This window comes from Streptomyces sp. AM 4-1-1, from assembly GCF_029167625.1.
Lineage (GTDB): Bacteria > Actinomycetota > Actinomycetes > Streptomycetales > Streptomycetaceae > Streptomyces.
The window spans coordinates 7117765-7144365 of record NZ_CP119145.1 but is presented as its reverse complement, the minus strand read 5'-3'; the positions used below and the strand labels follow the sequence as shown (position 1 = coordinate 7144365).

At 68.4% G+C, this 26601-nt stretch carries 22 protein-coding genes; 3 read left to right on the top strand and 19 right to left on the bottom strand.

The features are described from left to right. Positions 1-13 precede the first annotated feature (13 nt). Entirely contained in the window at positions 14-1705 is a 1692-nt protein-coding gene (locus tag PZB75_RS30485) for a pRL2-11 (RefSeq protein WP_275533204.1), read from the bottom strand. 264 nt (positions 1706-1969) lie between these two features. On the opposite strand from PZB75_RS30485, the gene PZB75_RS30480 reads away from it, so the two are divergent. After that, the gene (locus PZB75_RS30480; protein WP_275533205.1) at positions 1970-2644 is read left to right on the top strand and encodes a hypothetical protein; all 675 of its coding nucleotides are present in this window, start codon (positions 1970-1972) and stop codon (positions 2642-2644) included. A gap of 84 nt (positions 2645-2728) precedes the next feature. Here the strand turns inward: PZB75_RS30480 and PZB75_RS30475 are convergent, their stop codons facing one another. The 17 genes from PZB75_RS30475 to PZB75_RS30395 form a co-directional block, all read right to left on the bottom strand. Then, a complete protein-coding gene (locus PZB75_RS30475) occupies positions 2729-2923 on the bottom strand; it encodes a hypothetical protein (protein WP_275533206.1) in 195 nt (64 codons plus the stop codon). Positions 2924-2928: 5 nt separating this feature from the next. Then, on the bottom strand, positions 2929-3396 hold the full coding sequence (locus tag PZB75_RS30470; RefSeq protein ID WP_275533207.1) for a hypothetical protein: 468 nt from the start codon (positions 3394-3396) through the stop codon (positions 2929-2931). A 72-nt stretch (positions 3397-3468) separates the two neighbouring features. Next, complete coding sequence (locus tag PZB75_RS30465; protein ID WP_275533208.1) at positions 3469-4329, bottom strand: TIGR02391 family protein; 861 nt, start codon at positions 4327-4329, stop codon at positions 3469-3471. 160 nt (positions 4330-4489) lie between these two features. Continuing rightward, the gene (locus PZB75_RS30460) at positions 4490-5353 is read right to left on the bottom strand and encodes a replication-relaxation family protein (RefSeq protein WP_275533209.1); all 864 of its coding nucleotides are present in this window, start codon (positions 5351-5353) and stop codon (positions 4490-4492) included. 439 nt (positions 5354-5792) lie between these two features. Further along, positions 5793-6221 carry a hypothetical protein gene (locus PZB75_RS30455; protein WP_275533210.1) on the bottom strand — a complete coding sequence of 143 codons (429 nt, stop codon included), beginning with the start codon at positions 6219-6221 and terminating at the stop codon, positions 5793-5795. A 757-nt stretch (positions 6222-6978) separates the two neighbouring features. Continuing rightward, entirely contained in the window at positions 6979-8871 is a 1893-nt protein-coding gene (gene mobF / locus PZB75_RS30450; protein ID WP_275533211.1) for a MobF family relaxase, read from the bottom strand. Positions 8872-9523: 652 nt separating this feature from the next. Next, positions 9524-10462 (bottom strand): hypothetical protein, encoded by a 939-nt coding sequence (locus tag PZB75_RS30445; RefSeq protein ID WP_275538521.1) that lies wholly within the window; start codon positions 10460-10462, stop codon positions 9524-9526. A gap of 182 nt (positions 10463-10644) precedes the next feature. Beyond that, the gene (locus PZB75_RS30440) at positions 10645-11652 is read right to left on the bottom strand and encodes an IS3 family transposase (protein WP_275533212.1); all 1008 of its coding nucleotides are present in this window, start codon (positions 11650-11652) and stop codon (positions 10645-10647) included. Between the two features lie 20 nt (positions 11653-11672). Continuing rightward, on the bottom strand, positions 11673-12056 hold the full coding sequence (locus PZB75_RS30435; RefSeq protein ID WP_275533213.1) for a hypothetical protein: 384 nt from the start codon (positions 12054-12056) through the stop codon (positions 11673-11675). A gap of 27 nt (positions 12057-12083) precedes the next feature. Then, a complete protein-coding gene (locus PZB75_RS30430; protein WP_275533214.1) occupies positions 12084-12458 on the bottom strand; it encodes a hypothetical protein in 375 nt (124 codons plus the stop codon). Between the two features lie 411 nt (positions 12459-12869). Continuing rightward, on the bottom strand, positions 12870-14138 hold the full coding sequence (locus PZB75_RS30425; protein ID WP_275533215.1) for an ATP-binding protein: 1269 nt from the start codon (positions 14136-14138) through the stop codon (positions 12870-12872). A 150-nt stretch (positions 14139-14288) separates the two neighbouring features. After that, positions 14289-15107: a hypothetical protein gene (locus tag PZB75_RS30420; protein WP_275538505.1), complete on the bottom strand. Its 819-nt coding sequence runs from the start codon at positions 15105-15107 to the stop codon at positions 14289-14291. 271 nt (positions 15108-15378) lie between these two features. Next, positions 15379-17364: a hypothetical protein gene (locus tag PZB75_RS30415; RefSeq protein WP_275538504.1), complete on the bottom strand. Its 1986-nt coding sequence runs from the start codon at positions 17362-17364 to the stop codon at positions 15379-15381. Between the two features lie 344 nt (positions 17365-17708). Continuing rightward, the gene (locus tag PZB75_RS30410; protein WP_275538503.1) at positions 17709-18053 is read right to left on the bottom strand and encodes a helix-turn-helix transcriptional regulator; all 345 of its coding nucleotides are present in this window, start codon (positions 18051-18053) and stop codon (positions 17709-17711) included. After that, positions 18050-19177, bottom strand: a complete 1128-nt coding sequence (locus PZB75_RS30405; protein WP_275538522.1) for a site-specific integrase — start codon at positions 19175-19177, stop codon at positions 18050-18052. The genes PZB75_RS30410 and PZB75_RS30405 overlap by 4 nt, the downstream gene beginning before the upstream one ends. 246 nt (positions 19178-19423) lie before the next feature. Further along, on the bottom strand, positions 19424-20263 hold the full coding sequence (gene mobF, locus PZB75_RS30400; protein ID WP_275533220.1) for a MobF family relaxase: 840 nt from the start codon (positions 20261-20263) through the stop codon (positions 19424-19426). Between the two features lie 170 nt (positions 20264-20433). After that, positions 20434-23265, bottom strand: a complete 2832-nt coding sequence (locus tag PZB75_RS30395; RefSeq protein WP_275533221.1) for a hypothetical protein — start codon at positions 23263-23265, stop codon at positions 20434-20436. Positions 23266-23683: 418 nt separating this feature from the next. Between PZB75_RS30395 and PZB75_RS30390 the strand changes: the two genes are divergently transcribed. After that, positions 23684-24838: a ParA family protein gene (locus tag PZB75_RS30390; protein WP_275538502.1), complete on the top strand. Its 1155-nt coding sequence runs from the start codon at positions 23684-23686 to the stop codon at positions 24836-24838. Beyond that, on the top strand, positions 24835-25926 hold the full coding sequence (locus PZB75_RS30385) for a ParB/RepB/Spo0J family partition protein (protein WP_275538501.1): 1092 nt from the start codon (positions 24835-24837) through the stop codon (positions 25924-25926). The genes PZB75_RS30390 and PZB75_RS30385 overlap by 4 nt, the downstream gene beginning before the upstream one ends. A 300-nt stretch (positions 25927-26226) precedes the next feature. On the opposite strand, the gene PZB75_RS30380 is transcribed toward PZB75_RS30385, so the two are convergent. Then, entirely contained in the window at positions 26227-26517 is a 291-nt protein-coding gene (locus PZB75_RS30380) for a hypothetical protein (protein ID WP_275533223.1), read from the bottom strand. Positions 26518-26601: the final 84 nt, after the last annotated feature.

The window sequence follows — 26601 nt, the reverse complement described above, 5'->3', positions numbered from 1 at the left end:
CTGGTCGTCGTCATCAGGTGCCGGATCCGTCGGCGACGTCGCCGGGACGGTGACGGGCTCGGCGGCCGGGGCCGGGGCGGGGGCGACCGGCGGCAGGGACGCGTCGCTGTTCCAGGTGTCGGGGGGGCGGGAAGTCGGCGGGTGGGTCGGGTTTGTGGAGCACGGGCGGGCCCGGCTGTTCGGGGAGGCCCGGGTGCTGCGGTTCGGCCGCGGTCGTCTTGCCGGTGCTGGCCCACTCGTGGGCTTCGGCCTCGGTGAAGAACAGCACCTGCGTCTCGGTGGCGCTGCCGCCTGTGACGACCTGGGCGCGGCCGGCGTGCTTGGTGGACTTCGGCGCCGGGTGGACCTCGGGGGCGAGCATCCGCCAGGCGTTCACGCTGTAGCGGGCGAGGATGCGGGTGGAGAACTGCTCGCGGACCTCCGGACCCCCCAGAGCGCGGGCGGTGGCGGACTGGGCGACCAGGAGGACGTGCATGCGCAGCTGGCGGCCCATGTAGAGGATCTCGTTGAGCGCGTCGACGGCCGGGGAGACCTTCGGGTCGCCGGACTCGCGGATCTTCTCCCAGTAGCGGGCCAGCTGCTTCATCGTCGCGTTGACCTCTTCGAGGAGGATCAACAACCGTGGGCCGATGGCCTTCGGATCGGCGCCGATACCGAGCTCGTCGGCGACCCGCGTACGGCGCCGCCCTTCGATGCCGAGGGCGATGAGCTGGTCATGGATGTCGGCGACGTCGGCGCAGTAGGTGACGCCGGGCAGGCCGCGCGCCCAGAGGTGGGAGATCCGCTTGGTGTCCAGGATGAAGACCCGGCTGCCGTGGTGGAGCATCTGGCAGGCGATGCACCGCAGGATCACCGACTTGCCGCCACCCGTACTGGCGTTGACGAGGATGTGCGGGGATTCGGCGTCCAGGTCGACGGAGACGATCATCCGCCCGGCGGCCCCGAACCCGATGATCGGTGCGGACTCCTTGGCCTTGGCGACCAGGTCCCGCATCTTGGGGTCCTTGAAGAGAGCCGTGGGCGGGGGCTTGCGGGTCTTCTTCACCAGCACGTACGGCTTGCGGCCCTCCGGGTGCCAAGAGAACGTCACGCCCTGGAGGGCGAGTTTCTGCGTGATGAGGTCGGCCACCACGTCGCGGGAGAACCCGAGCCGGGTGGGCAGATCGATACGGATCTGCGCGTCGTCGTCCGTGAAGTTCTTCGGGATGTGGAGGTAGCGGCGCGGGTCGGTCTGCTCCGCCAGCCCGAGCGGCTGATGCAGGGCGTCGTGCAGCGGGCCCACCCACTCGCGCATCAGCTCCCGGCGCTCACGGGTCAGGACCATGTACGTCGCGGTGCCCACCGTGAGGACGGAGGCGGCGGCGATCCCGCCGGGCTCCAGCGTCGCGAGCGCCGCCTCCCGGTTCTCCCACAACTCCGTCAGGGTCTCGCGGGTGGCGTCCAGGTCCCGGGTGGTCAGGTAGCCGCTCTCCGCGACCCCGCCACCGAGAGCGAGGCGGAAGGACAACCGGCGCCACCCGGGCTTGTAGGAGCGGCGGCGGACCTTGCCCTCCACCTTCGGCAGGACCCGGGTACCCGCACGCCAGAACGTCGCGTCCGTACGGCGGACCCCGTCCAGGTCTCGGCCGGCCAGCACCCGGGCGATCCCGCGCGCGAGGGAATCGGCGGACTCATCCACCTGCTTGTCGAACTTCGTCTGCGCCATGGCCGTGCCCTTTCGATCTGCGTCCCGGCACCTCACACCCGGAACCGGACACCGACCGTAAAAGCGTTGCCCTGTGCATAAGTTCTGGCGATTGACGAGCCCTGAGCTGCAGATCTGTGGACGGCGAGCCCGTGAAGATCAGGCGACGACCGCGGGAAGGCTTGGCAGTGGTGCGACTTTCGATACGTCTCATCGCGCACTGCACTCCCGGCCCGATCGAAACTTTAGTTGTCACGAAGCGTTTGCGTGCCCTACAGTTTCAGCATGGTTGATATGTGGGAGCTGCTCGACAACGAACCCTTCGAGGCGCGGGTCGCCTTCCGGGCGCAGGTTCGCGATCTGGTGTGGAACGAGACGAGGCGGCGCGTGAGCTTCCTGGGGCTCAGCGAACACGGGGGACCTACTAGCCCGAATGCGCTCGCCCCTGCATCCGCGGCCGCCAAGGTGCTGCACATCGCTTACCTGGAGGTCGCCACGGAAGCCGGTATCTCCGCGCGGGAACTGGCCAACGACGCCGCGACCCGCGCAGGCCGGGCTGCCGCTTCCTACGCGGAACTGGGCGAAGCGGCCGGGATCACCCGGCAGGCCGCCCGCAAGCGGTGGCCGGAGGCGGTCGGCACTCACTGGGCGCTCTACCTCCTGACCGGCAAGCGCCACCCGCACGGCAGGGCCGTCCAGGTGTTCCGCAGCAGCAGCAAGGCGATCGAGGCCGGGCGCACCGCCGTCGACGAAGGCGGCCTCACCGACGACGGTGCCGTGGCGGCCGTCGTCATCGACTCCGGCCGCCAGGCAGTATGGGCCTGCTACTTCGACAACGGCACGTACGCACCGGAAGAAATCACCCTGCCCGAGGACCTGGAAACAGTTCCTGCCCCCGGCGAGGGTGAGCACGGCGAATGGCAGCATCGGTGGGAGCGGCACATCACCCGCCTGCTCTGACAGCGGCAGGCCGGAACTGCCGGTCACGCGTCGGGCCCGGGCCTCCTTGTGGAGATCCGGGCCCGACGATCTTGAGGTGCAGTCTCAGCGGGTCTCGGTGTTCCCCTGCGGCCGCACCGCCGTGGTGAAGGTGGGGTTGGTGTCGCTCTTCTTGTCGGTGCCGATCAGCGCCTGGTTGGCGAAGGTGTCGACGAAGTCCGGCTGAGGCGCCGGAGCTGGGGCGGGTGCGGCCGGCGCGGGGTCGGGCTGGCCGCTCCCCTGGTTCGGTTCGTTGCTCATGGTCCTCAAGTGTGCAGCAGCAGTGCGACAGTCGACAGGCAAAGGCCTGCGCCAAGCGACCAGAGGCTGACCGCCCAGTACCGGACCTTCTCCTCGTGTCGTTCCTTGTTCTTCTCGAAGATGACCGCCCGGGACGCCGCCAGCTCAGCCAGGACCCGCCCCTTGGGGGACCCAACGTGTGCCGCCAGCATCGGGTGGGGCTCCAGATCCTTGTGCTCCGCCACCCGGAACGTCAGCACACCCGTGACCAAGGCGATGGCGTACGCGGCGAAGGCGCAGTAGGCGAGGACCTCGTGGCGCTGGTGCGTCGCCAGGAACTGCGCGGCGGTCGCAGCGAAACCGATGAGGAAAACTGCCTTGGTGTCGATCTTCGCCAGCGATTCCGACTGCCGCGCCAGACGCGAAGCCACCTCGTTGTTGAGGAGCTCCAGGGTGTCCGTCTGCGCTTCGATTTCAGCCGGTGTCATCGTCATGCCGAGAGCCTATGAGCCGAGCGGGGGCGCCGTCCGGCTCATAGGAGGTGGGCCTGGCCAGCGAAGGCCGGGTCAGGTGCCCGCCTCCTCGCTCCGACGGATCTCGCACTGATCGAGCAGGCGGGCGAAGTAGCTGTACGCCGCGAGTCGCTCCATCCCTTCCTGTTCAGTGAGCTCATCGCGGGTGTGCGTTGCGACGTTCCTGACCGTGAGGTTCAGTCCGGTCGCGAGGTTGTTGAGCGCGCCAGCCAACGGCGCCAGCCCTCCGCGCATGCTCTTGGCAGTCTGATCTTCCGCCGGGCCTGGCCAGGCGAGCTTGGGCTTGCTGGGTTCTGGGTCGCCCGCGGAGAGGGTCTGCTGCCAGAACGAGGTGTCGGTCACGTCGTTGCGGCCCAAGCGTTTCTTCCAGTGCACGGTCAGTGCCTCCGACGCCTCGCGCACCGCGACCCGGTACTGGTGGGTCGTCCAGTGGGCGGCCGCCGCCGTCCAGATGACCTCATGGAGTTCGGAAGGGGCGAATCCTGGCGTCGCTGACTCCGCCGCTGCCTCAGCCTCGCTGATCATCATGCTCAGACGGCCCCGGACCCTGGCCGCCGTGGTGCGGACCTCCTGGGGTGTGAAGAGCGCCTTGGGGGCCGACATCAACGACCAGTTCTCGATCGGGTCAAGGACCCCGACCCCGTCCACGGCGATCTGCGCCCCAGTAACCGTGACCGCCCGGGCAGCGGCCCCCGCAGCCTCCGCCACGTCCAGCTCGAGCCGGCGTATCGCCGCCCGGTCCTGCCCGTCCTTGGGCCGGACCGTGGGGAACAGCCCGCGCGTTTGGACGTGGTCCGACTCCTCCTGGGTCTCCATCCAACGCCCGAAGACCTCCTCGAACCGCTCCACAGCGGCCCACAACCGCTTCAAGTAGTCAGCGCTGTACGTCGTCACGCCCTACCCCCTCCTCTGGATCATGTCTGCCCGCCACCGAGAGCTAGAAGAGTGCGCCTGCTCGTCGTCGGCCTTCATCCGACCAGCCTTCCAGCCACCACTGACAGCGCGGTCCCGATGGCCGGAGGACCGGCAGGGGTGAAGGCCGGGCCTGTCGTACTCATCGCGCCTTCGGCAGTGCGGCCAGGGTCCGGCGTTCCTCGCCGCGGTGGTTGCCGACGACCCGCCACACCGCCCTGCCCGCGCCGTGCTCCGTCAGCAGGGACAGAGTCGTGGTCGCCACGGTGAGCCGGTAGCCCACGCTCCCCACCCGGCCGGCCCGCTCATGGAAGGCGGCTTCTCTCGTGTCCGGGGCCGCGCGGCGCCGGGCCGGGGCGAAGACGAACAGCACCGGCGGGAACGGGCGGTCCAGGGACGGCCCGGCGTAGTTCTCCTGCCAGTGCGAGCGCGGCGGGCGGGCGGCGTTCCCGCGCCCGGCTACCGGGGCGCCCCGGTAGGCGTCGTAGCGTTCCAGCTTGGCGATCAGGCGAGCGTAGGACATGGTGCGGTCGATCTCCACGAACGCGCTGGAGCCGTCTGCCAGGAGCACCACGCCGTCGGGCAGCAGATTCCCTGCCGGGGTGGGGTGGGGCGCTTCCACCCGCCAGTCCGCGTGATCGGCAAGCTGCGCCTGGTGGAAGGCGATGGCGGTGTCGACCAGGGCCAGGCCGTGCTCCCGGAGGCCGGTCTTGCTCGCGGCGATGCGCTTGCCCGTGGTCCGGCCGGTGGTGGGTGCGAGTTCACCGGAGGCCGCTGCTTCGGCGAGGCCGACCGGGGTGCAGTGCCAGTAGCTCTGCTGGGCGCGGTTGGTCCGGCCGACCAGGGCCGGGGACTCCTCCAGCAGGTTGCGCAGCGCCCGGCGTACGTGGTCGGTGTCCTGCTGGTGCGGCAGCAGCAACGCCTTGAGCTGGCGGGGTGTGGCCAGGCGCAGCTGAGCGAGGGTCAGCAAGACCTCGCCGCGGAGGTCCGCGCCGGCCTTCGCCACCGCCTTCTTCCCGGGCCGGGACGCTTCTCCCAGTACATCAGTACTTGTAGAAGAGGAGTTGCAACCGGCCGGGGCAGGCGAATCAGGGGTCTGATCAGCAACAACGCTCAGACGGCGGCGAGTGGCTGCGTGGCTGGGTGCGGGGCTTGCCCCAGGGCTCGGAACGGGGCTCGCTGTCGCAGCGGGGTGCGCCGGGGAAGGGCGGGTGTGTGGATCGGGTGCGGCGGTCATCGGGTCCTCGCGGTTCTCCGGCCCTACGTAGCCGGATCGGTGACAGGTCCGGCCCGTACGCGGATGTGCGTACGGGCCGGAGCCACCGTGCGAGGTCACCCCTTGACCGCGGTCTGACGCCCGACCATCACCGGTGCCCGGTACGCCCCTTGACCACCGTTCGTTCTCCCGGTTTGTCCGTGGCTGACGCCACACCGGCAGGCGGGGATCAGCGGGCGGGGCGTGTGCTGGAGGGTGAGGCTCCGCGCCGCCAGTCCGAGGGCTTCTGGGCCCGGAACGTCTCGCCGCTCTCGATCCGGGCCTTGTTCCGGGTGAACTCCCGCTCGGCTGCCGACAGCTTCCGGGGTGCGCAGCCGGGGTGTCCCCAGCCCTCGGTGACCTTCGTGATGACCTCGCCTTTGGCGTAGTCCTTGAAGCAGGCCGGGCAGGTGCCGCCGTACGCGGCCCGCAGCGACCCGCGCGGCAGCGGCACCGTCTTCTTGGCCACCGCCTTCTTCGCGGCCGGCTTCCCGCCACCCGCCTTCTTCCTCGCCGCCTGCGCCCGCAGAGACGCCTCGCGCTGCGCCTTGCCGGGCCGCTTCTTCGGCTGCTGCCCACGTGCCGCCTGGGCGGCCTTCTGTGCCGGGTTCTGTCCCACGCGCGGACCATAGAAGCCGACATGCGGCGAGCGGCGCACGCCACGCGCACCAGAGGGCCCAAGCGGTGGCGCGCGGATGCGGACCGGCGCGCGCACGGTGCGCTGAGTTGCGCACGATGGAACGCACTCCCCCGCCCGGTGGAGCGCACCGGGTGGCCTCCGCCCACTCCTGGTGCGCTTCGCGGTGGCCGCCACTCTCCATCCGGTGAGGAAGGTGTCATGCACTTCCACCCGGTGGGACGCGCCTCGATACGGCGCTGCGCGGCATCGTCCGCACCGGCCTACGGACGGTGACGGTGCGCGGTGTGCCGGGAGGGAGAGATCTCCCCTCCTCCACCGTGCACTGGGACCCCGGCGCCGGTCGATGCCGGAGAGGTAGCGGACGAGGTCAAGGGGAAACGTCGAAGATCACGCGGAAACTCGTAGCTGGACAAGGGTTGCTTTCCGCCCGATGGGCTGGGTGGAATCCGGCGGCGCACCTGGTCAAGGGGGTGCATCGAGTGCACCGCATCCGATGCGCCGTCACCCTCCGTACGCACACCGGGTGGAACAGGCGGAAGTGGTGTCCACCCCCACCCGTGCGGTCTCGTGGTGCGCATCGCGCCGCGCACTGTCGGTGCGGTGGCACGCGGCGGGTGGAACATCACGGTGGGCTCCACTCCACTCGATGCGCGCCACGGTGGGCTCCACCTTCTCCGACGGACATCAGGGGTGGAGTCCACTCCGGCCCGACGCGCGCCGTCCGGTTGGCGTCCCTTCACAGGTCGGGGCCAACTGCCCTGCTCTGGTCGGGCTGCGCCGTGTGGTGCTGTTGTGCGTCGGCGGCCGGGGCCTGCTTCGCCTGGTGCGCTTGCTTGGTCTGGTCTGCCTGCTCTTCGACCGTGCGGCCGCGGGCCTCGGCTGCACGGGTGAGGGCGGCGAGGTGGGCGAGGTTCTGCGGCGAGGTGATCCACGTCTCGGGGTCAGTGGTGCGGCCCTCCAGGTACTCCTGCGGCATCGCGGCCTGCTGGTGGGCGTGGATGGCGGCGACCCGCTGCGCCGGGCTCTGAGCGGCATCCCCGCCGGGATGGTCGACGCCGTGCGGCGCGGCCTGGTCGTGGTCGCCAGCGGGTGGGGGTGCGGCCGACGCGGTCGCGGCCGGGGCTTCGTCCCGTGCGGGCGGTGCGGTGAGGGCGGTACGGATCGCGTTCTGCAGGGCGTGGCTGGCGACCTTGGCCCGCTCGTACCGGGTCGACTCCCGGGGTGGCTTCCCATCGGTGCCCGCGATCCACCAGCGGCTGGGCGAGGTGAACTCGGCTGTGTAGGAGAGCTGGTCCGGGGCCGGGGCCCGCCGGCCTTTCTGGGGCACGGTGAGCTGACGGCTGTAGCGCTCCAGAGCCCGGTCGGCGATGTAGGTGTCGATGCCGGGCGCGTAGGCGCGGCCGCGCAGGGTCTCCAGCAGATGCCGGCGCGCTTCGGCCAGGACGTGGCGGCGGTAGAAGACTCCGCGCACGGTGAAGACGACCGCGGCGACGTCGACCGTGGCGAGCGCGGTGTCCACCCAGGGGCCCACCCGGGCCCGGATCGCCGCCCCGGCCGCCTGGCACCGTTGAAGGAGCTCGTCGACCATCCGCTGCCCGAACTTCAGGAGCGCGGAGACACGCCACCACGCGAGCAGCTGGTCCAGCGGGCGCGGGGTCTTCTTGTCCGGGCGGGTCTCCTGCGCCGCCCACCACGCCAGACCGTGGCGGGCGCGCTCGCCGGGCAGCCGGCCGTGCTTCTTCACGTAGTCGTCGGTGATGCCCTCGAGGACGTCCTCGATCCGGCGGCGGCGGGTGGAGGACCAGTCGATGAGCTCCTGGTCGACGCCGGCTATCTCCATCACCGGGCGAAGGCCCGGCGTCACCTCCCTCGGCACGGTCGCCAGCCCGAGTTCCTCGCACACCTCGGTGGTCATCTGAAGGGTGTACAGCGTGTCGGCGGCCACGATGTTCTTGTAGAGCCGGGCCGTGTCCAGCGCGTACCAGGAGCTGTCCGGGCGCTGTGCCCGGTTGGCGATCAGACAGTGCTCGTGCAGGAGCGGAAACCCGTTCCTGTTGTCGTAGTGCCTGAATGCCGCGACGACCAAGGCCGGGGCCTTCGCGCGCCCCCGGCCGGACGCCCACCGGGTTTCTGTGACCTCGTCCTCCAGCCAGCGCAGGGTCGTGGCGATGGCCCGCTCGTGCGCCCGCTCGATGACCCGGCGCGTCCGGTCGTCCCCCAGCGCCCACAGCACGACCAGTGAGGCCTGCGGCCGGAACACGAAGTCCAGGGCGAGCAGCGGGGTCTGCTTGCGGTGCTCGATCTCCTCGATCGGCTGGCCGAGGACGGTGGCCCGCCGTGCCGTGGCCGGGTCGACGCCGTCGTCCAGGAGCTCGCGCTCCATACGGTCGGCGTCCGGGTGCCGGCCTTCGCCGAACAACAGCTTCATCTGCCGTTCCGTCACCCCCTGCCCGTCGGTGAGGCCCAGCGCGGACAGGCCGCGGCCTCTCCACACCCCGGGCGGGAGCCCGGCCATCTCCTGAGCGTCCTTCAACGACTGGCCGACGGGACGGCGCCCGTCCCCGAACGCGACCCCGCGCATGTAGTACCGCCAGGCATTCCGCCGCTGCACCTTCGCAACACTGATCATCCCGGCAGCGAACACCGGCTCTGACCTGCACAAAAGAGCGCTCCCGTGGGGCGGGAGAGTTCACCGGAACTTCACGGCCGATCCCGCACAACGGGCGCCGGCGACAACATCGCGCCCGCCCTGCGGACGCACCCGAGGCCATGCAAATCCTGTGCGGCACCCGGTCACACACGCCTCACAGGCAACGAAAACCGCCAGCAGACACCGCTAACGCCATAACGCGTACACCTACGTACCGCTCCCCCACGACCGGGCGGAAGGCGCCCCGTCCCAGCACCACGTCACCGACTCCCTTCAACCCGAGTAGGACCCGCCGCCCCCGGCATCGCCGGGGGCTTCTTGCTGCCTGGAGGACCGACGTGCCGACCTACGAGACGCTGCCCCGCTTCACCCGCGACCTGGAACACCTCACCCCGGACCAGCACCGCCGGTTCCGCCGGACCGTGGCGGCCTTCGTCGACGACCTGCGCACCGGCCGCCAGTTCCGCCCCGGGTTACGGGAAGCGCGCAGGTTCCCGAAATCCCGGAGCCGGAGTACGCCGAACCGGGACGCCACTTCCCTGTCTTCGGCGGTGGTCGTGCGAGTTCAGACTTCACGGCTGGGGCCGGATAGGTACCCGTATTCATCCGGCCCGTGCTCCGGCCTCCTGTGTCAGCTGGTGCGGCCGTTCACTTCGAAACGTTGGAAGAGGGCCAGCAGGAACTCTTGGAGCAGGAGCCTGGCACGTTCCGCGTCCCTGAGTTCGTCGTGGCCGAACCGGAAGACCTCGTAACCTCTGAGCTTGAGTTCGCGGTCCCCAGCCACCAGCTCCGCGTACTTACAGCTGTCGGGTACCTGACCGTCGTCGCGGGTGTAGTGCTGGGACCCGTCGACCTCAAGAACGACGCGCTGGCCGTGGGGCAGTAGGAGCAGGAAGTCCATGCGGGAGCGCAGCAGCGCTTCAGGGCCACGCTCACGGACTGTTTTGTGGTCCCAGTGGAGCCACACCTCGGGCAGGAGCGCCGGGAGGTCATAGACGGCAGAGCCGAGGATGTGGTGGTAGAGCTCGAAGACGTTGCGCTGCCCGGGTGAGTTGCCGGGCAGGCTGCGGCGGAGCCGGTGGTAAAGGGTCTTCTTGGCTTCGGCCTCGTCTGCGATCTTTTGGGTGTCCTGCCACCAGGTTTGGAGGTCTCGCCAGCGGATGCCGTCGCCTGTGATCTCGCGGTCGTAGACAAGGACGTTGCCGGGGTCACCGACGATTTCGATGTCGTTGTCCACTGCGGAGAGGAATCGGATGTCCGGCTTGGTGAGCGAGGCGAAGATGACGTTCTTCGGCCGTCGGTTGTCGGCGAGCCGGGTGGAGACCACGGTGAAGCGCGGGTAGCCGCCGTCGGCCCCGGTCTCACGGAGCTCGACTCCCGCGCTGCGGATCTGCTCGTTGATCTGTGCCACGAGGTGACGTTGGGCGGGCTCGTCGAGGAGCACGTCGGCGGAGACGGCCGATGCGAGGAAGCGGGCGAATCGCGCGTCGCCGGCCTCGAACGCCCCGAGGTGTTCGAAGAGGTCCTCGGTCGACCAGTCCTCCGGGTTGCGGAAGACGTGTTGCTGGATGTGCTATCTCAGCCCAGGCGGGCGGTTGGTGCTGGGAAGTAGCAGGTCGGCAAGGGATTCTTCACGGTCGAGCACCCAGAAGCGCTCCAGCAGCGTCATGAATCGGGCTTCGTGGCGTGCCATGTCCGCCAGGTCCAGGGCTCGGGCCGGAAGATTTCAAGTCCAGTGAGACGGTCGTGATGCTATGAGGTTTGTGGTGCGGGTTCCCTGCGCTTGGCTGGGTCGTTGATCCATGCCTGCTGGGGTATCCGGGGTGGTCGGGGGCGGCGGCCGAAGCGTTCGGGGTGGCGGATGTATGCGTCGGCGAGGGTGACGGCCCGCTGGTCGCGGACCTCCTCGGCGGTGCCGAAGTGCACGCTGGCCGGTGTGTGCCAGCCGATGCCCGAGTGCCGGTGTTCGTGGTTGTAGTACGCGATGAATGCCTCGAACCACTCGCGGGCATGGGCCAGCGAGTCGAATCGTTCGGGGTAGTCGGACATGTACTTCGTGGTCTTGAAGTGTGCCTCGCTGTAGGGGTTGTCGTTGGAGGTCTTCGGCCGCGAGTGCGACCGGGTGACGCCGAGGTCGACCAGCAGCTGCGAGACCCTCTTGGAGGTCATCGAGGTGCCGCGGTCGGCGTGCACGGTCTGGGGCACGATGCCGTTGCGGATGATGGTCTCGCGGATCAACTCCTCGGCCCGCACCGCTGATTCGGCCCGCTCAACGGTGTGGCCGACGATGTAGCGGCTGAAGATGTCGATGATGACGTAGGCGTGATACCAGGTGCCCTTGACCGGTCCGGCCGCCTTGGTGATGTCCCAGGTGAACACCTGCGAGGGTCCGGTTGCGACCAGCTCGGGCACTGCTTTGGCGGGATGAGCGGCCTGCCGTCGGCGCTCACCGGACTGACCCTGCTCGCGCAGGATCCGGTACATCGTCGAGACGGAGCAGTAATAGCGGCCGGCGTCCAACTCGCGGGCCCAGATCTGGGCGGGCGCCAGTTCGGCGTACTCGTCGCTGTTCATCAGTTCCAGGACGGCAGAGCGCTCCTGGTCCGTCAGGGCCGAGGGCTGCACCTGCGCGTGGGAGCGGGGTGCGCGGACTGTCGGGGGCTTGAGGCTGCGATAGTGCGTGGCACGTGAGCGACCGGTCAGCCGACACGCGGCCGTGATGCCCAGCTGAACCTCGACGCCGGTGAACGCCTCGTCCACGACAGGGACTGCGGCAGGCTTCAGTCCGCGCTCTCGGAGATCATTTCCAAGAGCGCGGAAGCTTTTCCCATCACCTCGAGTGCGGCCCTGTTCCGGGCCAGGTCCTTCTCCAGCCGTGCCACCTGCTGCCGCAGTTTCTCGTTCTCCACCTCCGCGGCGGACTTCTTCCCACGGGCCGGGCTCGTGCGGCGGTCGACCAGGTTCTCCAGGGCCCGGGCGTCCCGGGCGGCCCGCCATTCCTTGACGTGCGAGTGGTAGAGCCGTTCCCGGCGCAGGACCGCGCCCTTCTCGTTCCTGGGCGCCGCGTCGTACTCAGCGACGATCCGCAGCTTGTACTCCGAGGTGAAAGTGCGGCGCTTCGGCCTCGGTGCCGGGTCGGACCCGACCGGTTCAGTGCTGGTCATAAGGGGCGATTCTCCTGTCCTACCCTCTCAGGCTAACCCGACAGAGCGGGATGTCTCACCCAAGGCTGGCAGAGAGGGGGCCAGTTCGCGTCGGACCCTCTTGGATATCCCCGGGGGTGACGACTCCGCCCAAAGTAGATCTTGTATCCCGTTGCGAGTCGCAGCGGTGAGGCTCCCACGAGCCAGGATGCTTTGCGCGACGTGGGTGAGGTCGTTGTCGGAGACCTGGGCGTAGCTGCGTTCGATTCGTTCACGCAGCGATCCCTCCTCCTTGGGGATCTCCGGCATGGCCAGCTCCGCGAACGCTGCGTTGAGGGTGGCGTGCGTGTTCCCGCTGAGGTGGCGCGAGACGACAGCGTCCAGCTGCTGCCGAAGTCCCGAGCGGTACCTGCTGCTGACCATCAGCCGATGATCCCAGAACTTCGCCGGGCAGTCAGCAGTTTGCAGCGTCCAGGACGGCTGTCGAGTCAGGCTCGCAGTGCTGGGCGGAGGGCCGAGCGGTGCTGGTCATGGCGCGATGGACGCCTCAGATGCGAGGCGCCATGACCTGCCCCGGCAGCGGCCCGGGGCAGGCGGTCTTTCTCTGCGCCAGCTTCACCGCGGCCTGGGCAAGTGCGCGCGCTGCGAGTGCCTCGGGAGAAGCCATGGCCTGGACTGTAGCCACGAACCGGCTCCCGCAAGAAGGAGACCGCGGGTCCCGTCCCCACCCTCTCCTTGTCGACCGCACCCCACCTGTCACCGCCGACGCCATCGCTCGCACCGGCTTCTGGGACGAACGAATCGGTAACAGCAGGCCCGCAGGGAGCAGCTCAGCTACGCCGACCCGTCACGCTCTGGAGGGCGGATCATCAGAACGTTCGACACACCGCCCTGGTTCACGCAGTCCTGCGCCAGGTCGTGCACCTGCCAGAAAAAGTCCGGGTCAGAAGCAACTGCATTCACAGTCGTCTCGACAGGCGTATACCGATGCAGAGGGGTCGACACCTCGTCGTAAACGAAGCCCATGGTGTCCCGGGTCAGAATTGTCAGCGGCCCTTCGCCAGCCCACTCGACTCCGACACGCACGTCGTACTCGCCGGCACCGGTCAGGTCCGCAGTCGCTCGGACCAACGCCATCATGTCCGCGATCGAGCACTCGATGGCAGAGGACTCGACGTGGCGGCCCTCGAAGAACTCCCCGCCCTCAGCGCCCGAAGCAGCACGCCGGTGTCCGCCCACAGCGGCCGCCAGGGTGACCGATCCGTCGTGGTGGATGGTGGCCCACGCCTCCTTCCACAAGGAGTAGGCGGCCGCTGCCGTGTTCACCAGGACCCACCGGCGCAGGCCAGGGCGAGGGTTGAGCCGGTTCACGCTCTCCAGGGGGTGAACACCACCCCGCCCCGCGTACATCAAGGCAAGGCTCTCTGCCTTGGACATCACCTTCTGCGCCTGGTCGCGCGTCAGCCTCTCGCGAACGAGAGGGAGCCGCGGGTGGGCAACCGCGATCAGCCACGCCCGCTTGCGGCTGTCGCGCCCGGCGGCGGCTTCGGTGAACAGCGAGTCCAGGGCCTCGGTCGCGTGGCGGCGCTCGTCGAAGCGAGCACGGTACATGGCCTCGATCTGGCGTTCCTTCATCCATACCGTGTCGGCGTCGTTGCGGACGGGAGCGCCAAAATAGTCGTGCCGATAGATCAGGTGCGGACCGTCGACGCTAGCCGGGATCTCCACCACCACGGCCCTGTTCCCTGCCTCGCCCACACGGTGCACACCCAGCCCGAACACTGGCGGAGAGATCGCAGTGATCGCGGCGCTTCGCAGTGCCCGCTCGTGGCCCTCATCGAACTCGCCGACATCGACGCGGCTAGTCGCCGCCTTCTGCGTCTCTTGTACGCCGTAAACGATCACACCGCCGCCGCTGTTCGCCATGGCCGCGACATCCTTCGGGAAGTCTGTCTGCGGCAGACCTTTGGCGGGCGGCAGCTCGGACTTCCAGTCCAAGTCGCTGTGTTCCGTCACGCCAGCTGTTACGGCGGCGTCCAGGATGTCACCGGTCAGTGGCCCAGGCGCGAGCCCGAGTATGCGGTGAAGTGGCGTGAAAGGCATGGCGCAAGCTTAGGGAAGCCCTCTGTGCCCTGTCCTCCTGAAGCTGCCACGAAGGGACCAGTAGCTCCAGGACGGCAGCGCCGCCGGCCGGGATCCGCCCGACCGGGGGCCGAATGCGCAGCGGCCGCTCTCGCCCCCGGAGCGTCCGGGCTACGCGAGCGGGGCATTGGCGCCGGTGAGGTCTTCGACCACACCGGGGTCGAGCTCCGCAGCACAACCCCGCAGACGCTTCTGCTGCGCGGGGGTCAGGCCGAGCTCGTCGTCGAAGGCGAGGCGTTCAAGGGCGGCGGCGACGTAGCCGGGCGCGGCTGCTGCCAGCGCCTGGCGCATGGCCTCGCCGACCACGTCTGCCGCGGGCAGGCTGGCGGAGTAGTGCGCGGCGATGCCATATGTCTCGGCCGCGCGCGTGTTGATTCGCTCCAACGCAGCCTGCATATTGGCGTCACCCTGGTCGGCACGCAGGACGAGGTCCACTTGGTCGCGGCCGTTGGCGGCAGCAGTCACCGGTCGGAGACCAGACGCAGTCGGCCCCTCGGGGGCAGTCTCCTGTACCACCTCAGCGGCCGGGGCGTCCTTGGGCCTGCGTCGCAGCTTCTCCTTGAATCGGCGTGCCCCCTCCTTGAGGTACGGGGTGGCAACCTCCACGGCGGCGACCGTCACGGTTTGAGCGACCTCAACTGCAATGTCGGTGGCGCAGTTGACGAGGAGGTTCCTTAGGCCGTCCCCGTAGCCCTCGTCGTACCGGTCGTCGGCGTCGAAGAGTTCGGCCTGGGCAACGAGCGAGTTGTCCCGGTCATCGCGGGCGGTACCCCGCATACCGCCGGAGGAGGCACGGGAGTGGTCGAGGTGGGTGCCGGCCGGGAACTCGACCAGCATGTACTTTCGATTCATTTGGAGCCGTTGATATTTGGACATGACGGAACTGTAGAAGGCTGCGCCGACAACACGGCCGTTTTCAGAGATCGCCATTAGTCGTCGCTGAGGAGGTCCCTCGTCCTCGCTCCGCTCGAGTGCCTCGTCCGTGCCCCTATCGTGCCGATCCTCTCGCCTCGGCGGCGAGGAACGTGCCTGATGTGCCTGCACAAGCTATGGGTTTGTGGCCAGCCGTTGCACTTAACAGATGCAGATAAGGCCCTACGACTAACGGCCGGTGTACGTACTGCGGATCGCCGCCGGTGCCCGCCCCACCCGAGCCGACGCCCCCTGGCATGCAGATCCCCTGGAAGGCTGACGGCCCGCTTCACCTCGGCAGCTTGGCCGTGCGCTCCGGGTGGGCGACGGTGACGTAGTGCATGGCGGTCTTCTCCGTGATCCCGAAGAGCCTCATCAGCCGGAGAGGGTCGGCGGCTTCGGCGGCTTCGTTGAGGATGCGGTCCTGGCGCAGGCCGACCAGGGTGAGCCCTTGGGGCAGGTCGTCGCGGAGCAGGGTCTTGCTGACTGCGGGATGGTCGGGGTCGAGTGCCGATCTCTGGCTGACGAGCAGGCGAGGGTTGGTCGAGGCGGGCCAGCGACCGTGGCGGTAGTCCAGCCAGTCGGCGGTGATCCGGTGGGTGAGTTCCTCCAGGTAAAGGGTGTGCCGTCGAAGGCCGCGCCGGATGACGAGGGTGCCGCGTGCAAGGTCCAGGTCGCACGTCAGAATCGTGCGGAGTTCATGGACGGGCACGGCGTGAACAGCGGCCAGGACAAGGACCATGCGCCCGAGCGGGGTCTTCGTCTGCTGCAACGCGTTGGCCAGCAGGTCGCTGCGGACCGGCTTCGGGATCCCTGTCGGGTTCCCGACGCGAAGGTGCTGGGCAGGGTCGCGGAAAACCACCCGTTCGCGCTTCAGCGTCCTGAACAGGCTGCGCAGGGCGAGGGCGAGCTGCCGGCGGGCACGTCCGGCATGGCCGTCCACGGCCGCGTCGACGTGGCGCCGGGTGATCTCTCGAAGCGAGAGCAGGCCTGCCTCCGCCCAATCGGTGAGCACCGGCTGGACAGAGGCGAGGTACGGGCGGATCGCGTCGTAGCCGCGGGTCTCCCCTTCATGGCGGCCCCGGCTTCGCAGCACCTTCACCCACTGCCCTACCTCGCCAGCGAGGGCCTCCGGCATCGCGGCGATGGTGTCTTCGATCCACGCCAGATCGACATCGCGGTGGAGGTCGGGGTCCTCCAGAAGAAGGCCCCGGTCGCGCAGGAACTGGCAGACGGTCTTGGCTCTGAGGCCCGGTCCGGTCCGGGCAAGCTCGTGGATGTCCCGTTCGGAGATGGCCCCTTCGGCGCCGCACCAATAGACGAGGATGCTCAGGGTGCGGATGTTGCTGTCGCGGCCGGGTGACTGCCGCTCGTGCAGAACCCGGCTGAAGTCCTCGACCAGCCGTGCAGTCGTCCCGGTCAGCCCCAGGTCGGCCGTGTTCCGGCCCTGGAGGCCCGACAGCAGCCGCGTCCAGTCGCGCCGGATGGCAAACAGCTGCTCCTGCCCGGCAGCGGTGTGCACCGGCGCGGGTAGCAGCCCCGGTTGGAACGGTTCGTCGACCGGGATCGGCGGGGGCGGTCCGGATCCTCCGACGGGCACGTCGACCATCAGCTGTGTGTACCGGGTGGTGGCGGGCTGGGCGTCGTCGAGGAGACGGTACGGGCGGCAGCCGCGGCAGCGGCCCTTCCGCAGCGGGAGTTCCCGCCGGTGGCAGCGTGTGCAGGTGCTCCGCGCCAGCTTGGCGTGCCAGTGCTGACAGGGAGTGCAGCGGGAACCGTACTGGCCAGAGGGCATCCACGCCTGGCAGTCCGCACACGAATGCGGCGTCCGGCACCAGGGCACCCGGCCGGCCACGGTCCGGGGTGGGCGGCGGACTGCTGGGAACAGTCGCAGGGGTTCCGGCTCGGAGGCCAGCAGCCCGGCCCGCTGGAGAACGAGGCGGATGGTGTTGCGGCCGGCGGGCAGGTCCCGCAGGAGTACCTCGGGCAGCAGCCAGGTGCCTTCGGCCGCGCGGATCGCCAGCGCGAGTCGCAGCAGCGCGGCCTTGCGGTAGCGGTTCCCGCGGCTCAGCCCTTGTTCGGCGGCGATCTCCTCCAGCACTGCCTGGGCTTTCTCCCACCCGGGCACCGGACGGCCCGCAACCGCCCGGGCCGTGTCCGCGGTCAGAGTCCTGGGGATCGTGAACAGCGGGATCTGCCCCCACGCGCCCGGCTCCAGCACCGCGGGCCGCTGCTCGGTGCCCGCGCGCTGCTGCCGGAGTCTGAGGTTCCACACCTCGCTGGTCCGCGGACCGGTGCCGCCGGCCCGGCTCAGCTGGCGGGCTGAGTCCGCGCGGTCGTGATAGACGCCGACTGTCAGCTGGAGGTTACGCGGCGGTGCCCCCTCGATGCCCAGGGCCCACTCGGCGTCGTCCAGCAGCCGGATCGCCTGCAGGCATGAGCGGCACAGACCGTCGGAGTTCAGCAGCCGCTCGTGCCGGCACCGCGGACACGTTCCCCGCTCGCGGTAGTGCTGTCGCCAGCGCCTGCACCCGGCGCAGGCCCCCGCTGGTTGAGGACGACCCAGCCCAGACAGTCCGCGCAGCTCCGGGCCGTTGCCCGGTCCGCGGCCACCGGCGCTCAGCTCGGCGGGAGCGGGCGCGGCCCACTCCCCCGGCGGCTTCCCGGCACCGGCCGCACCGGCCCCGACGGCAATTCCGCGCCGTCGGCCGTCCGTTCCCCTTCCTCCGGCAGCGCCTGGGTTCCGGCGAGGGGCTCGGCCTGCAGCAGATCCGCGACGGTGCAGCCCAGCGCGGCGCACATCAGGTCCAGGTCCTCCAGTCGCACCGTGACCGGAGTGCCGCCCCACAGCGCGGCGACCTTGCTCAGCGACGGGTTGAACCCGACCTGCCGGAACGCAGCTAGTACCTCGGGCGGCCGCCACAGATCGCGCTGCGCGGCCACCATCCGCAGATTCCACTTCACCTCAGGTTCCCCTTGTCCATCACCAGTCGTCGGGCCGCCCGGGAGCTGGCCTCCACGTTCGCGTGCTCAGGATCGGCCTGCGCGGTCGCCATGTACCGAAGAGTCGTGGTTGCCCAGGCGTGTCCGAGGACCTTCTGTACCTCCCACAACGTCATCCCGCGCTCGTAGTTGTGGGTCGCGCACGCGTGCCGGAGAAGGTGCGGGAAAAGGTCGGTGACCGGCCCGCTCAGGTAGCTCGCCGCCGCGCTGTGCAGGGCGCGACGGAACGTCGAGGGCACGATCGCCGGCGCGATCGGAAGGTTCAGCGCCGCGATCGCCGTCGGCTTGCGCTCCGACGGCCACAGCGGCGCCCGCGGGTGCTCGGCATCATCACCGAACTCGCCCCGGATCTGCTCGATGTACCACCACAGCAGAGCCCGGCCCTCCTGGAACAGGTACGCCTCGCGCGGCCGCGGTCCCGAACCGCTCGCGCCCTTGCCCAGGACGACGAACCGGCCCCACTGACCGTGCTCCCAGTGCACGTCCCCCATGCAGACGCCGCACAACTCCGCCGCACGGACGCCCGACAAGTAGGCGATCTTCGTCATCACGTAGTCGCGGCAGGCGACCAGGTACTTCCGCGCCCGGGGCAGGTCCTCGCGCCAGCGGCCGAAGAACATCTTCATCGCCGCCTGCGACGGCGGGATTCTCAGCCCGAAGTCGCCTCGGTGCCGGGGCCTGTTGAACGGATCGATCGGCGACTCGACCACAGCCCCGAAGCGGCTCATAATCTCGCCCGCGTACCGCTGCTCCAGGAACGCGAAGTACCGGTCGATCTTGCCGATCTTGTACCGCATCGTCGACTGGGCCCGCTTCCCCGGCCCGGCGAAGTACCGGTCGACCTCGCGGGAAGAGAGTTGCCACGGCACCGTGCCGTAGAACTCACAGACCTCAATCACCGGCTTGATCAGCCCATCCAGCGTCTCCTGCGCCAGCCCCGCCGCGTCCCGGGCCCACTGATACTCCGACAGCGTGTCCAGGAAGAAGCTCTCCTCGTCGTGCGCCGAGATCCTTGCCTGCCGGCGCCGCTGAAGCGTCACAACGTCAGCGAGCCCGGCCTCGACCGACACCGAGGCCGGGTCCACCGGCATGCCTGGCTCCGGCACGGTGCGTACGAGCGACAGGGTGCGACTTTCGAGATCCGACACAAAGCCGCAGATTACGGCGATCACTCGCAGAATCTGCGAGTTATTGCGGAGATCTCACACCATCGAGTGAACGGGCCCAGCACGCCGATCTACCAGCTGAAATGCGACGTCGACACGCCAGACGGCCACGAACGAACCCGTACGTACTCCACCAGTCAAGCGCGTCCAGCGCGCATCCGGCATCTACGAACTCGCGTGGTCCATGGGCGCTGGACCCGCAGGACGCGCCACCTGGCAATACGGGCCTGCACTCCGCCCCAACACGCCCCCGAGCGCCTCGCACACCTCGGTCGTCATCGCCAAGGTGTACAGCGTCCCGGCGGCCACCACGTTCTGGTAGAGGCGGTAGGTGTCCAGAGCACCCCAGACCGGAACGCCGTCGGCGCCCAGGCGCTGGACGCGGTTGAGGATCAGGCAGTGCTCGTGCAGGAGCAGCAGCCCGTCGCGGTTGTCGAAGTGACGGAAGGCGGCGACCACGAGCGCCGGCGTCTTCGCGCGGCCGCGGTCTGACGCCCACCGGGTCTCGACAACCTCATCCTCCAGCCAGCGCAACGCCGTGGCGACGGCCCGCTCGTGGGCCCGCTCGATGACCCGGCGAACGGTGGCATCGCCCAGCGCCCACAGCACGACCAGCGACGCCTGCGGCCGGAACGTGAAGTCCATGCCGAGCAGCGGAGTCTGCTTGCGGGCCTCGATCTCCTCGATCGGCTGCCCCAACACGGTAGGCCGACGGGCCGTCGTCGCGTCGACGCCGTCGTCCAGGAGGCCGCGCTCGATGCGGTCGGCGTCCGGGTGCCGGCCCTCGCCGAACAGCAGCTCCAGCTGACGCTCGGACACCTCCGCGCCCTCGGTGAGTCCCAGCGCACGCAGACCACGCCCCAGCCACCGTCCCGGTGGGAGCCCGGCCAGCTCCTGGGCGTCCTTCAACGACTGTCCGGCCGGACGGCGGCCGTCCCCGAACGCCACTCCGCGTATGTAGTACCGCCACGCGTTACGCCTCTGGATCTTCGCGACACTCAGCATCGTCACAGCAGACACCGGCTCTGACCTGCGAAAAGGCACGATCCCGTGAGGCGGAAGACTTCACCGGAACTTCACCACCGCTCCCGCACAGCGGGCGCTCGTGGCGACGCCGTGCCCGCCCGGCGGACACCACTAGGGCCATGTAAATGCTGCGCTCCGGCGGTCGATCCTCATGGGATGTTCGGGCAGCTTCTGTGGCGGAGACACCTCACGGTCGATGCCGGGAGACGAGTACCGGGGGCCGGTCCAAGAGACAGTGCCCAAGCCTTGCGAATGCTGTCGATCAGAGGCCGGGCGCTGTAAGGCGATATCCCGAGTTCTTGCCGTGCGTCGGCAAGCCGTTCAGGATCGCCGTCCTGGCCGTGCTCGGCTGCCAGTTGCTTACGGCGCTCAAGTCCGTCGGTGCTGAAGATGTCGAGCAGGGTGAGTGAGAAGTAGGCGTACGTGGATGCTTCGTCGATGAGCTGGCGTGCACTGCTGCTGATCTCTGGTTCGTCGGGTGGTCGATGTGATGAGTCGCCGACGGTCGCAAGAAGAGGTCTGGCGTCGTAGGCGTGAAAGGCGAAGTGATCAAGCGTGCGCACCACATCCGCTTCGACGCACGGACAGGGGTCGCGCAAGTAGCTGCTGAGCGTGCGGAAAGAGGCGAGGATGCCGTTGGTGTCATGCGACCACTGCAGTTTGCTCAGCAGGGTCCGGAAGCCGGCGAAGGTTTCCGCGAGTTCTTCCAGAATGAGTTGCCGCGAGATGTCTGTGAGTTCGTAGGACTGGGTCTTGTCCTGTGTCTCGCGGAGTTGCAGGCCATAGCGGAGCAGGTCGCGCAGGATGCCGCCTGACAGAGCGTGGGCGAGCAGGATGTGTGGTTCCTTCAGTGTCTGTGAGCGCTTGGCCAGGATGGCGCGTGAGTCGCTGAGGGTGCTGGGCTGGACATGGATGATGTCGTCCAGGGAACTGTCGGTGGCGTCCCTGTGAGGAAGGCCCCTGCGGACGAAGGCGGCTCCCACGTCCTCGGCGACCGAGATCAAGTAGTGGACCAGGGGAACGCCCAGGATGGCTTTGATCTCCCGGAGGAACGCGAGCGCATCGGTGTCCGCGCCCAAGCGGTCTACTTCGTCGATGGCGATCACGACGGTCCTGCCCGCTTCGGTCCTCTCGACGGCGATGGACCTGAGCAGTTCGCGGAATTCCTCAACAAGCTCCGGGTAGTTCGGGGGGACTGTGGACACAGACGCGGAGTGGTTGGTGCCCAGGCTCAGGATCTGGGCAGCGCCCCCCGTGGTCACGCCGTTGGTCACCTGTTGGATCGTCTGAAGACGGTAGAGGTGGTTGCGGCATCGCGTGACCAACTCGGGTTCTTCCGCATGCGGTTGCCAGTCCCCCAACTTCGACACCAGGACTCCGGCGATAATCCCTGCCAGTCGCAGCGGGTTTTCTGGGTCCGCCAGTAAGGACCGTATCTGCGGGTTCGTGATGAGGAAGAACACCAAGTAAATTCCTGCGGCGGCGCTGATCGGGCGGAAGATTCTCTCTAGGAAGATGTGCCATCTTCCAAGAGGGAACTCGACTCCCGAATCACGAACGAAGCGCAAGAACCACCACACGAGCAGCAGCCCTCCTGCATAGCCGACAGCGCGGTAGAGAGCCTCGGGCTGGGCGATATGGAGGTTTAGGGCCTGCTGGCGTATCTGTTCGTCGAGCAGCAGAGTGGCAGCGGATGCCCAGGCCAGGAGCAAACCGATAGGTCTGACGCCGCGCATCCACAGGCGACCCAGCATGCGGGGCAGCCAGGCTTCATGCCGTGACTTCCACCAGACGATCCCGCCGATCGTGACGGCCAAGCTCGCGACAACGGTGTGGCCCTGCCAGATGGCCGTGACGTCGTGGCCAATCGCGTCGGTGTACGCGTGCGCGGCGTCCGACGCGGACGTGGCGTACTGCTTGTAGAAGGACCGCATCGAGGCGGACAGGCCCAGCACCACCAGGGCGGTGGCGGGCACCGCGAAGGAGCTCCACCGGCTCAGCCGTTTGACCTGGAGCCATATTCGCCGCAGTGCTCGGCGCGCGGGCGACAGGCGCGCGAAACCGGTGGGCTCATAGCCCCGGGCCCGCATGTACTTTTCGCACAGCTGGACCGACAGCGACAGGAGGAAGTCATGGGGAGCGTAGGTGGCCGGCGCCTGGACGATCACGCCAAAGCCGGCTTTCTTGACGCACTGCTCCAGCAGCGTCGATTTGCCCGCACCGCGCGGTCCGCAGACGGCGATGGTGCCGTCCTCAAGATGCGTGAGCTTGCGTTCGAGTTGACGCCGGGCCCCGTTCTCGATGACGAAGCCGGGCGCTCGAGGCGCGCGCAGGCCCCATTCGTAGTCGTCCGGAATGAAGAGGGAGTCGGGGTCGTCGCCCAGCATATGGCGGACCAGGTCGGCCACCACGGGAGCAGTACCTGTCTCAAGCAGCTCTTCACCCCAGCGTGCAGCGCACAGTCCTACCTCGATGCGCTGAACGAGCCAGGCGCCTTTGAGCCCTGCTGCTATCAGGCACTGCCTCAGGTTGGACCACAGCGCATACCCGCGCCAGATGTACAGCCCGACCATCGAGACAGCTGCCGCCACAACTGCGATGAGCAGAGCGAGCAGGCCACTGAATATCAGCAGGACCATCGAGACGGTGGCGACCAGCGAGCAGACCACTCGCCAGTTCCACTGCGTCGCTCGTGCTGCTCGCTCGTGTTTATCCCGGGCCGCAGCCAGGTCTTCGATCGCTCGGTCGAGCAAGGGCGAGGGACAGCGGAGGATGGTGTAGCGGCGGTACCGCGCCGTCATCATCCGATCCACAACGGCCTCACGGTCTACGCCCGCACGCTTGCCGAGCAATCGCTCCGTCGCAGGCCCATCAACCGCGAACTCCACACACCGGTGGTAGATCCCCGTTTTGTCCTCACCATCGACGAAATCGAAGGCCCTCGCTGCCCATAGCTCCAGCCAGGCCCGCAGCCGCAGCATCCCTCCGCCTTCCCTCGAGGTGCAGAACCTGCGGATGCTATCCCTGCGTTGTCAGCGTCCGAGTGCGTTTCGGTGAAGGTGGCTCAGTTCTTGCGGCGCCATGCGCGCGAGCTATCGACCTCCGAGCGACAAAGGGCACACCCCGCTTCACCGCCGACCTCCAGCACCACACCCCGCCCCGGCTTACGGAACAAAGACGTTCGCCGTGCCCCCGGCGTCTACGAGATCACCTCGTCCATGGGGGCACATCGGAGTCATCTGGCGTTACATCGGCAGGCACGACGTCTCAGGTGCCGGTGGTAGGCCAGCGCTCTGTCGCTGTGAGCACCCCGAGCACGACGGAGTTACCGCATTACGGAGTGAGTGAGGACGAGTGTTGTCCGGCTACGCCCGCGCAATAGGTGAGTAAGGTATCCGCATGACCGCCCCATACAGTCCCGATGATCGGGAAAAGGTAGTTGCGAAGCTCCCCGCGCCGCTGCGACAGGAACTGAAGGTCCGTGCCGCAGAGTTGGGCGTGGATATCAAAGATGCCGTTACGGAAGGCGTCCATGCCTGGCGCAGCGCCGACGCTCCTCGCCCTCAGGTCGACACGTCGGGCGGCGGTTCGTTCGCCACGTATCTCCCGACAGGCCTTTACGGGGAGTTCAAGGACGACTGCAAGGCCCGAGGGATCCCGTTCAACCAGGGCATCGCCCAGTCGATCCGGCTTTGGCTCGACAGTCACCCGTCGCCCCGCCGTGCCCCCCGCACGACCGGTGCGCGGCGTCTTGTATTCGGGAACCAGAAGGGCGGTGTCGGTAAGACGGCGACGTCAGCCGGTGTGGCGGAGGCTCTCGCGGAGATCGGCCAGCGCGTCCTACTCGTCGACTTCGACCCTCAGTGCCATCTGACCAAGCAGCTTGGCTACGAAATGCTCGCCATCGATGAGCCCAGTCTGGCCAAGCACATGCTTGGCGAGGGAAAGGGTGCGCTGCGTGACCTGCTGGTGCCGATAGAAGAGGGTGCTTTCGGCGGCCGGCTGTTCCTCCTGCCCGGGTGCAAGGACGCGTTCCTGCTGGATGCGAAGCTGGCGACGACGCGTCATGTTCGTATCAAGGAGATCGCCCTCGAGAAGGCGCTGGAGCCGCTGGAGAGCGAGTTCGACTTCATCGTCATCGACTGTCCGCCCAGCCTGGGCTACTCGATGGACACGGCGCTCTACTACGCCCGCACGCGGGACGGTGAGGAAGCCAGCGCGTCAGGCGTGGTGATCCCGGTGTTGGCAGAGGACAGCTCGGCCGACGCCTACGACATGCTGTACGACCAGATCGAGGACCTTTCGGAGGACCTGGACGTGGCCATCGCCAAGTTGGGGTTCGTCGTCAACATGTACGACAGCCGCAAGGGCTTCATCGCTACGTCGTCCCTCGAAAGCTGGAAGGCCATCGGTGATCCGCCGGTTCTGGCCGTGGTCCCTGAGCGGAAGGAGCAGCGTGAAGCGAACCGTCTCAAGGCTCCGTTGCTTTCCTCTGCGCCGAACTGTGAGCAGTCCGAGGCGATGCGGACTGTGGCTCTGGCGGTGAAGGGATGAAGGCCGCGGACCGTCTGGGGACTGGGTCATCGTTCAACAAGGTGCCGCGCGGTCGCAGTGACCGTGGGCGGGCCAAAGCAGTGGCGCAGGGTGATGTGCCGTCGTACGAGCTGGTGCGGCTCCGCCTGAGGGAGGTGAAGCCCACTCCCCTGAACCCTCGGCGGAATTTCGGCACGGACGAGCAGAAGGCCCGTTTCGGTGAGGAGCTGCGGGCTGTACAGCTCGCAGCGTGTGTCGCTGTATCGCGCGATGCATACCTGTCCCTGTGGCCCGAGCACGCTGATCACGTCGGCGGGGCCGACTACGTGCTCGTGAACGGGGAGCGCCGCTACCGCAGTGCGGATCACGTGGGGCTCGAGGCGCTCGACTTCGTGGTGCGGAACGATCTCGCCTCGTCGCGGGAAGACTTCGTAGATTTTCTCCTCAAGGAGAACCTCGATCGTGAGGACTTCGATCTCGTCGAGCGGGCTCGTGGTGTCCAAGCACTGGTAGAGGTCTGCGCTGGAGAGGGCGACGCCGGCGCCCAGACTCGGGCGGCTGAGCGGCTGGGCAAGTCCAAGGCCTGGGTGACCAACCAGCTGGCCCTGCTCACCCTGCCTGAAGGCATTCAGGAAAAGCTCAGTGCCGGCGTACTGCCCGAACGGGAAGGCCGTCTGCTGGCTCGTCGCCTCAAGGCTCAGCCAGGTCTGAGCAGCGCCGACCTCATGGAGCACCTGGCCTCGCACCGGGAGGCAGAAGCACAGAAGCGGGACGAAGAGAAGAAGCTGCTGCGGGCAGCCAAGAGCGGAGGCGTGTTGACCGCGGTCAACACGGAGACCGTCAGCGCGGGCGGCCCCACGAATGGGCAGCCATCCGTGTTGACCGCGGTCAACACGTCGGAGTCGTTGGCGGAAGGCACGAAGCCGGGCGACGAGGCGCCGGAGGTGTTGACCGCGGTCAACACCTCCGCTCCCCGCCGGTGCCCGCGCGCCAGGCGTCAGCCAACTCGGGCTCCTCGGTCTCCAAACCGCCCGCTCAGTCGTCCGTGCCGTCTCAGGGTCGCTCGGCGGAGCACACCGGGGAGGCTGAGGAGTACGCGCAGGTCCTGATGAAGGAGCTCGGGGAGACGCCAGCAGCTCAAGCGGCGACGATCGCTTCGGCTCTCTCTACAGCCGAGCTGAATGCTCTGATCGAGGCTCTTCGAGAGCACGTCTAGCAGGTCGCCTCCTGGCCCGATCAGCGTGGCCCGTCGTGGCAGCACCCACGGTGTGTTGACCGCGGTCAACACCGGATCGGTTGAGGGCAATGAGCAGGTGGTCTTGACCTGGCGAAGACCCAAGAACGAGGAAAGGCCCGGCTTCCCCGCAGTCAGTGGGGAAGCCGGGTCTTTGTCGTGCCGGTCGCGTGTGTCAGGCCGCCCAGGTAGCGGGGGCGCCTTCGTCGGGGTTGGGGATGCTGGCAGCGGTCGCCGGGGCAGCGGGGTGGCGCAGGGCGGTGATCGGGACGACGCCGGGTTCGGTGGCGGGTGCCCAGACCACGCGCCAGGTGTCGTCCCACTCGCAGGCGCACCTGTGATCGGCGTGGGGATGGTGTAAGAACACACCCCATGTCTGGACGGCGCGCGGGATGCGAGGGATGAGCTCCGAGGGGTCGTCGCCCGGGTAGAGGTGGAGGTTGCGCCAGGTGTGGACATGGGCCATGTATGCGGCGGCTCCCTCGATGGCGTCGGCCCACCGGTGGTGCCCGAGGACGATGAAGGCGACCGGGTAGAGGTGGTCCTCGGT

Excerpts from the sequence above, each read along its gene's own strand:
- PZB75_RS30435 (WP_275533213.1), bottom strand. The coding sequence starts at position 12,056 with ATGACCAGCACTGAACCGGTCGGGTCCGACCCGGCACCGAGGCCGAAG.
- PZB75_RS30390 (WP_275538502.1), top strand. The coding sequence starts at position 23,684 with ATGACCGCCCCATACAGTCCCGATGATCGGGAAAAGGTAGTTGCGAAG.
- mobF (WP_275533211.1), bottom strand. The coding sequence starts at position 8,871 with ATGATCAGTGTTGCGAAGGTGCAGCGGCGGAATGCCTGGCGGTACTAC.
- PZB75_RS30470 (WP_275533207.1), bottom strand. The coding sequence starts at position 3,396 with ATGACGATGACACCGGCTGAAATCGAAGCGCAGACGGACACCCTGGAG.
- PZB75_RS30475 (WP_275533206.1), bottom strand. The coding sequence starts at position 2,923 with ATGAGCAACGAACCGAACCAGGGGAGCGGCCAGCCCGACCCCGCGCCG.
- PZB75_RS30425 (WP_275533215.1), bottom strand. The coding sequence starts at position 14,138 with ATGCCTTTCACGCCACTTCACCGCATACTCGGGCTCGCGCCTGGGCCA.
- PZB75_RS30385 (WP_275538501.1), top strand. The coding sequence starts at position 24,835 with ATGAAGGCCGCGGACCGTCTGGGGACTGGGTCATCGTTCAACAAGGTG.
- PZB75_RS30380 (WP_275533223.1), bottom strand. The coding sequence starts at position 26,517 with ATGGCCCATGTCCACACCTGGCGCAACCTCCACCTCTACCCGGGCGAC.
- PZB75_RS30430 (WP_275533214.1), bottom strand. The coding sequence starts at position 12,458 with ATGGTCAGCAGCAGGTACCGCTCGGGACTTCGGCAGCAGCTGGACGCT.
- PZB75_RS30395 (WP_275533221.1), bottom strand. The coding sequence starts at position 23,265 with ATGCTGCGGCTGCGGGCCTGGCTGGAGCTATGGGCAGCGAGGGCCTTC.
- PZB75_RS30485 (WP_275533204.1), bottom strand. The coding sequence starts at position 1,705 with ATGGCGCAGACGAAGTTCGACAAGCAGGTGGATGAGTCCGCCGATTCC.
- PZB75_RS30420 (WP_275538505.1), bottom strand. The coding sequence starts at position 15,107 with ATGGCGATCTCTGAAAACGGCCGTGTTGTCGGCGCAGCCTTCTACAGT.
- mobF (WP_275533220.1), bottom strand. The coding sequence starts at position 20,263 with ATGCTGAGTGTCGCGAAGATCCAGAGGCGTAACGCGTGGCGGTACTAC.
- PZB75_RS30480 (WP_275533205.1), top strand. The coding sequence starts at position 1,970 with ATGGTTGATATGTGGGAGCTGCTCGACAACGAACCCTTCGAGGCGCGG.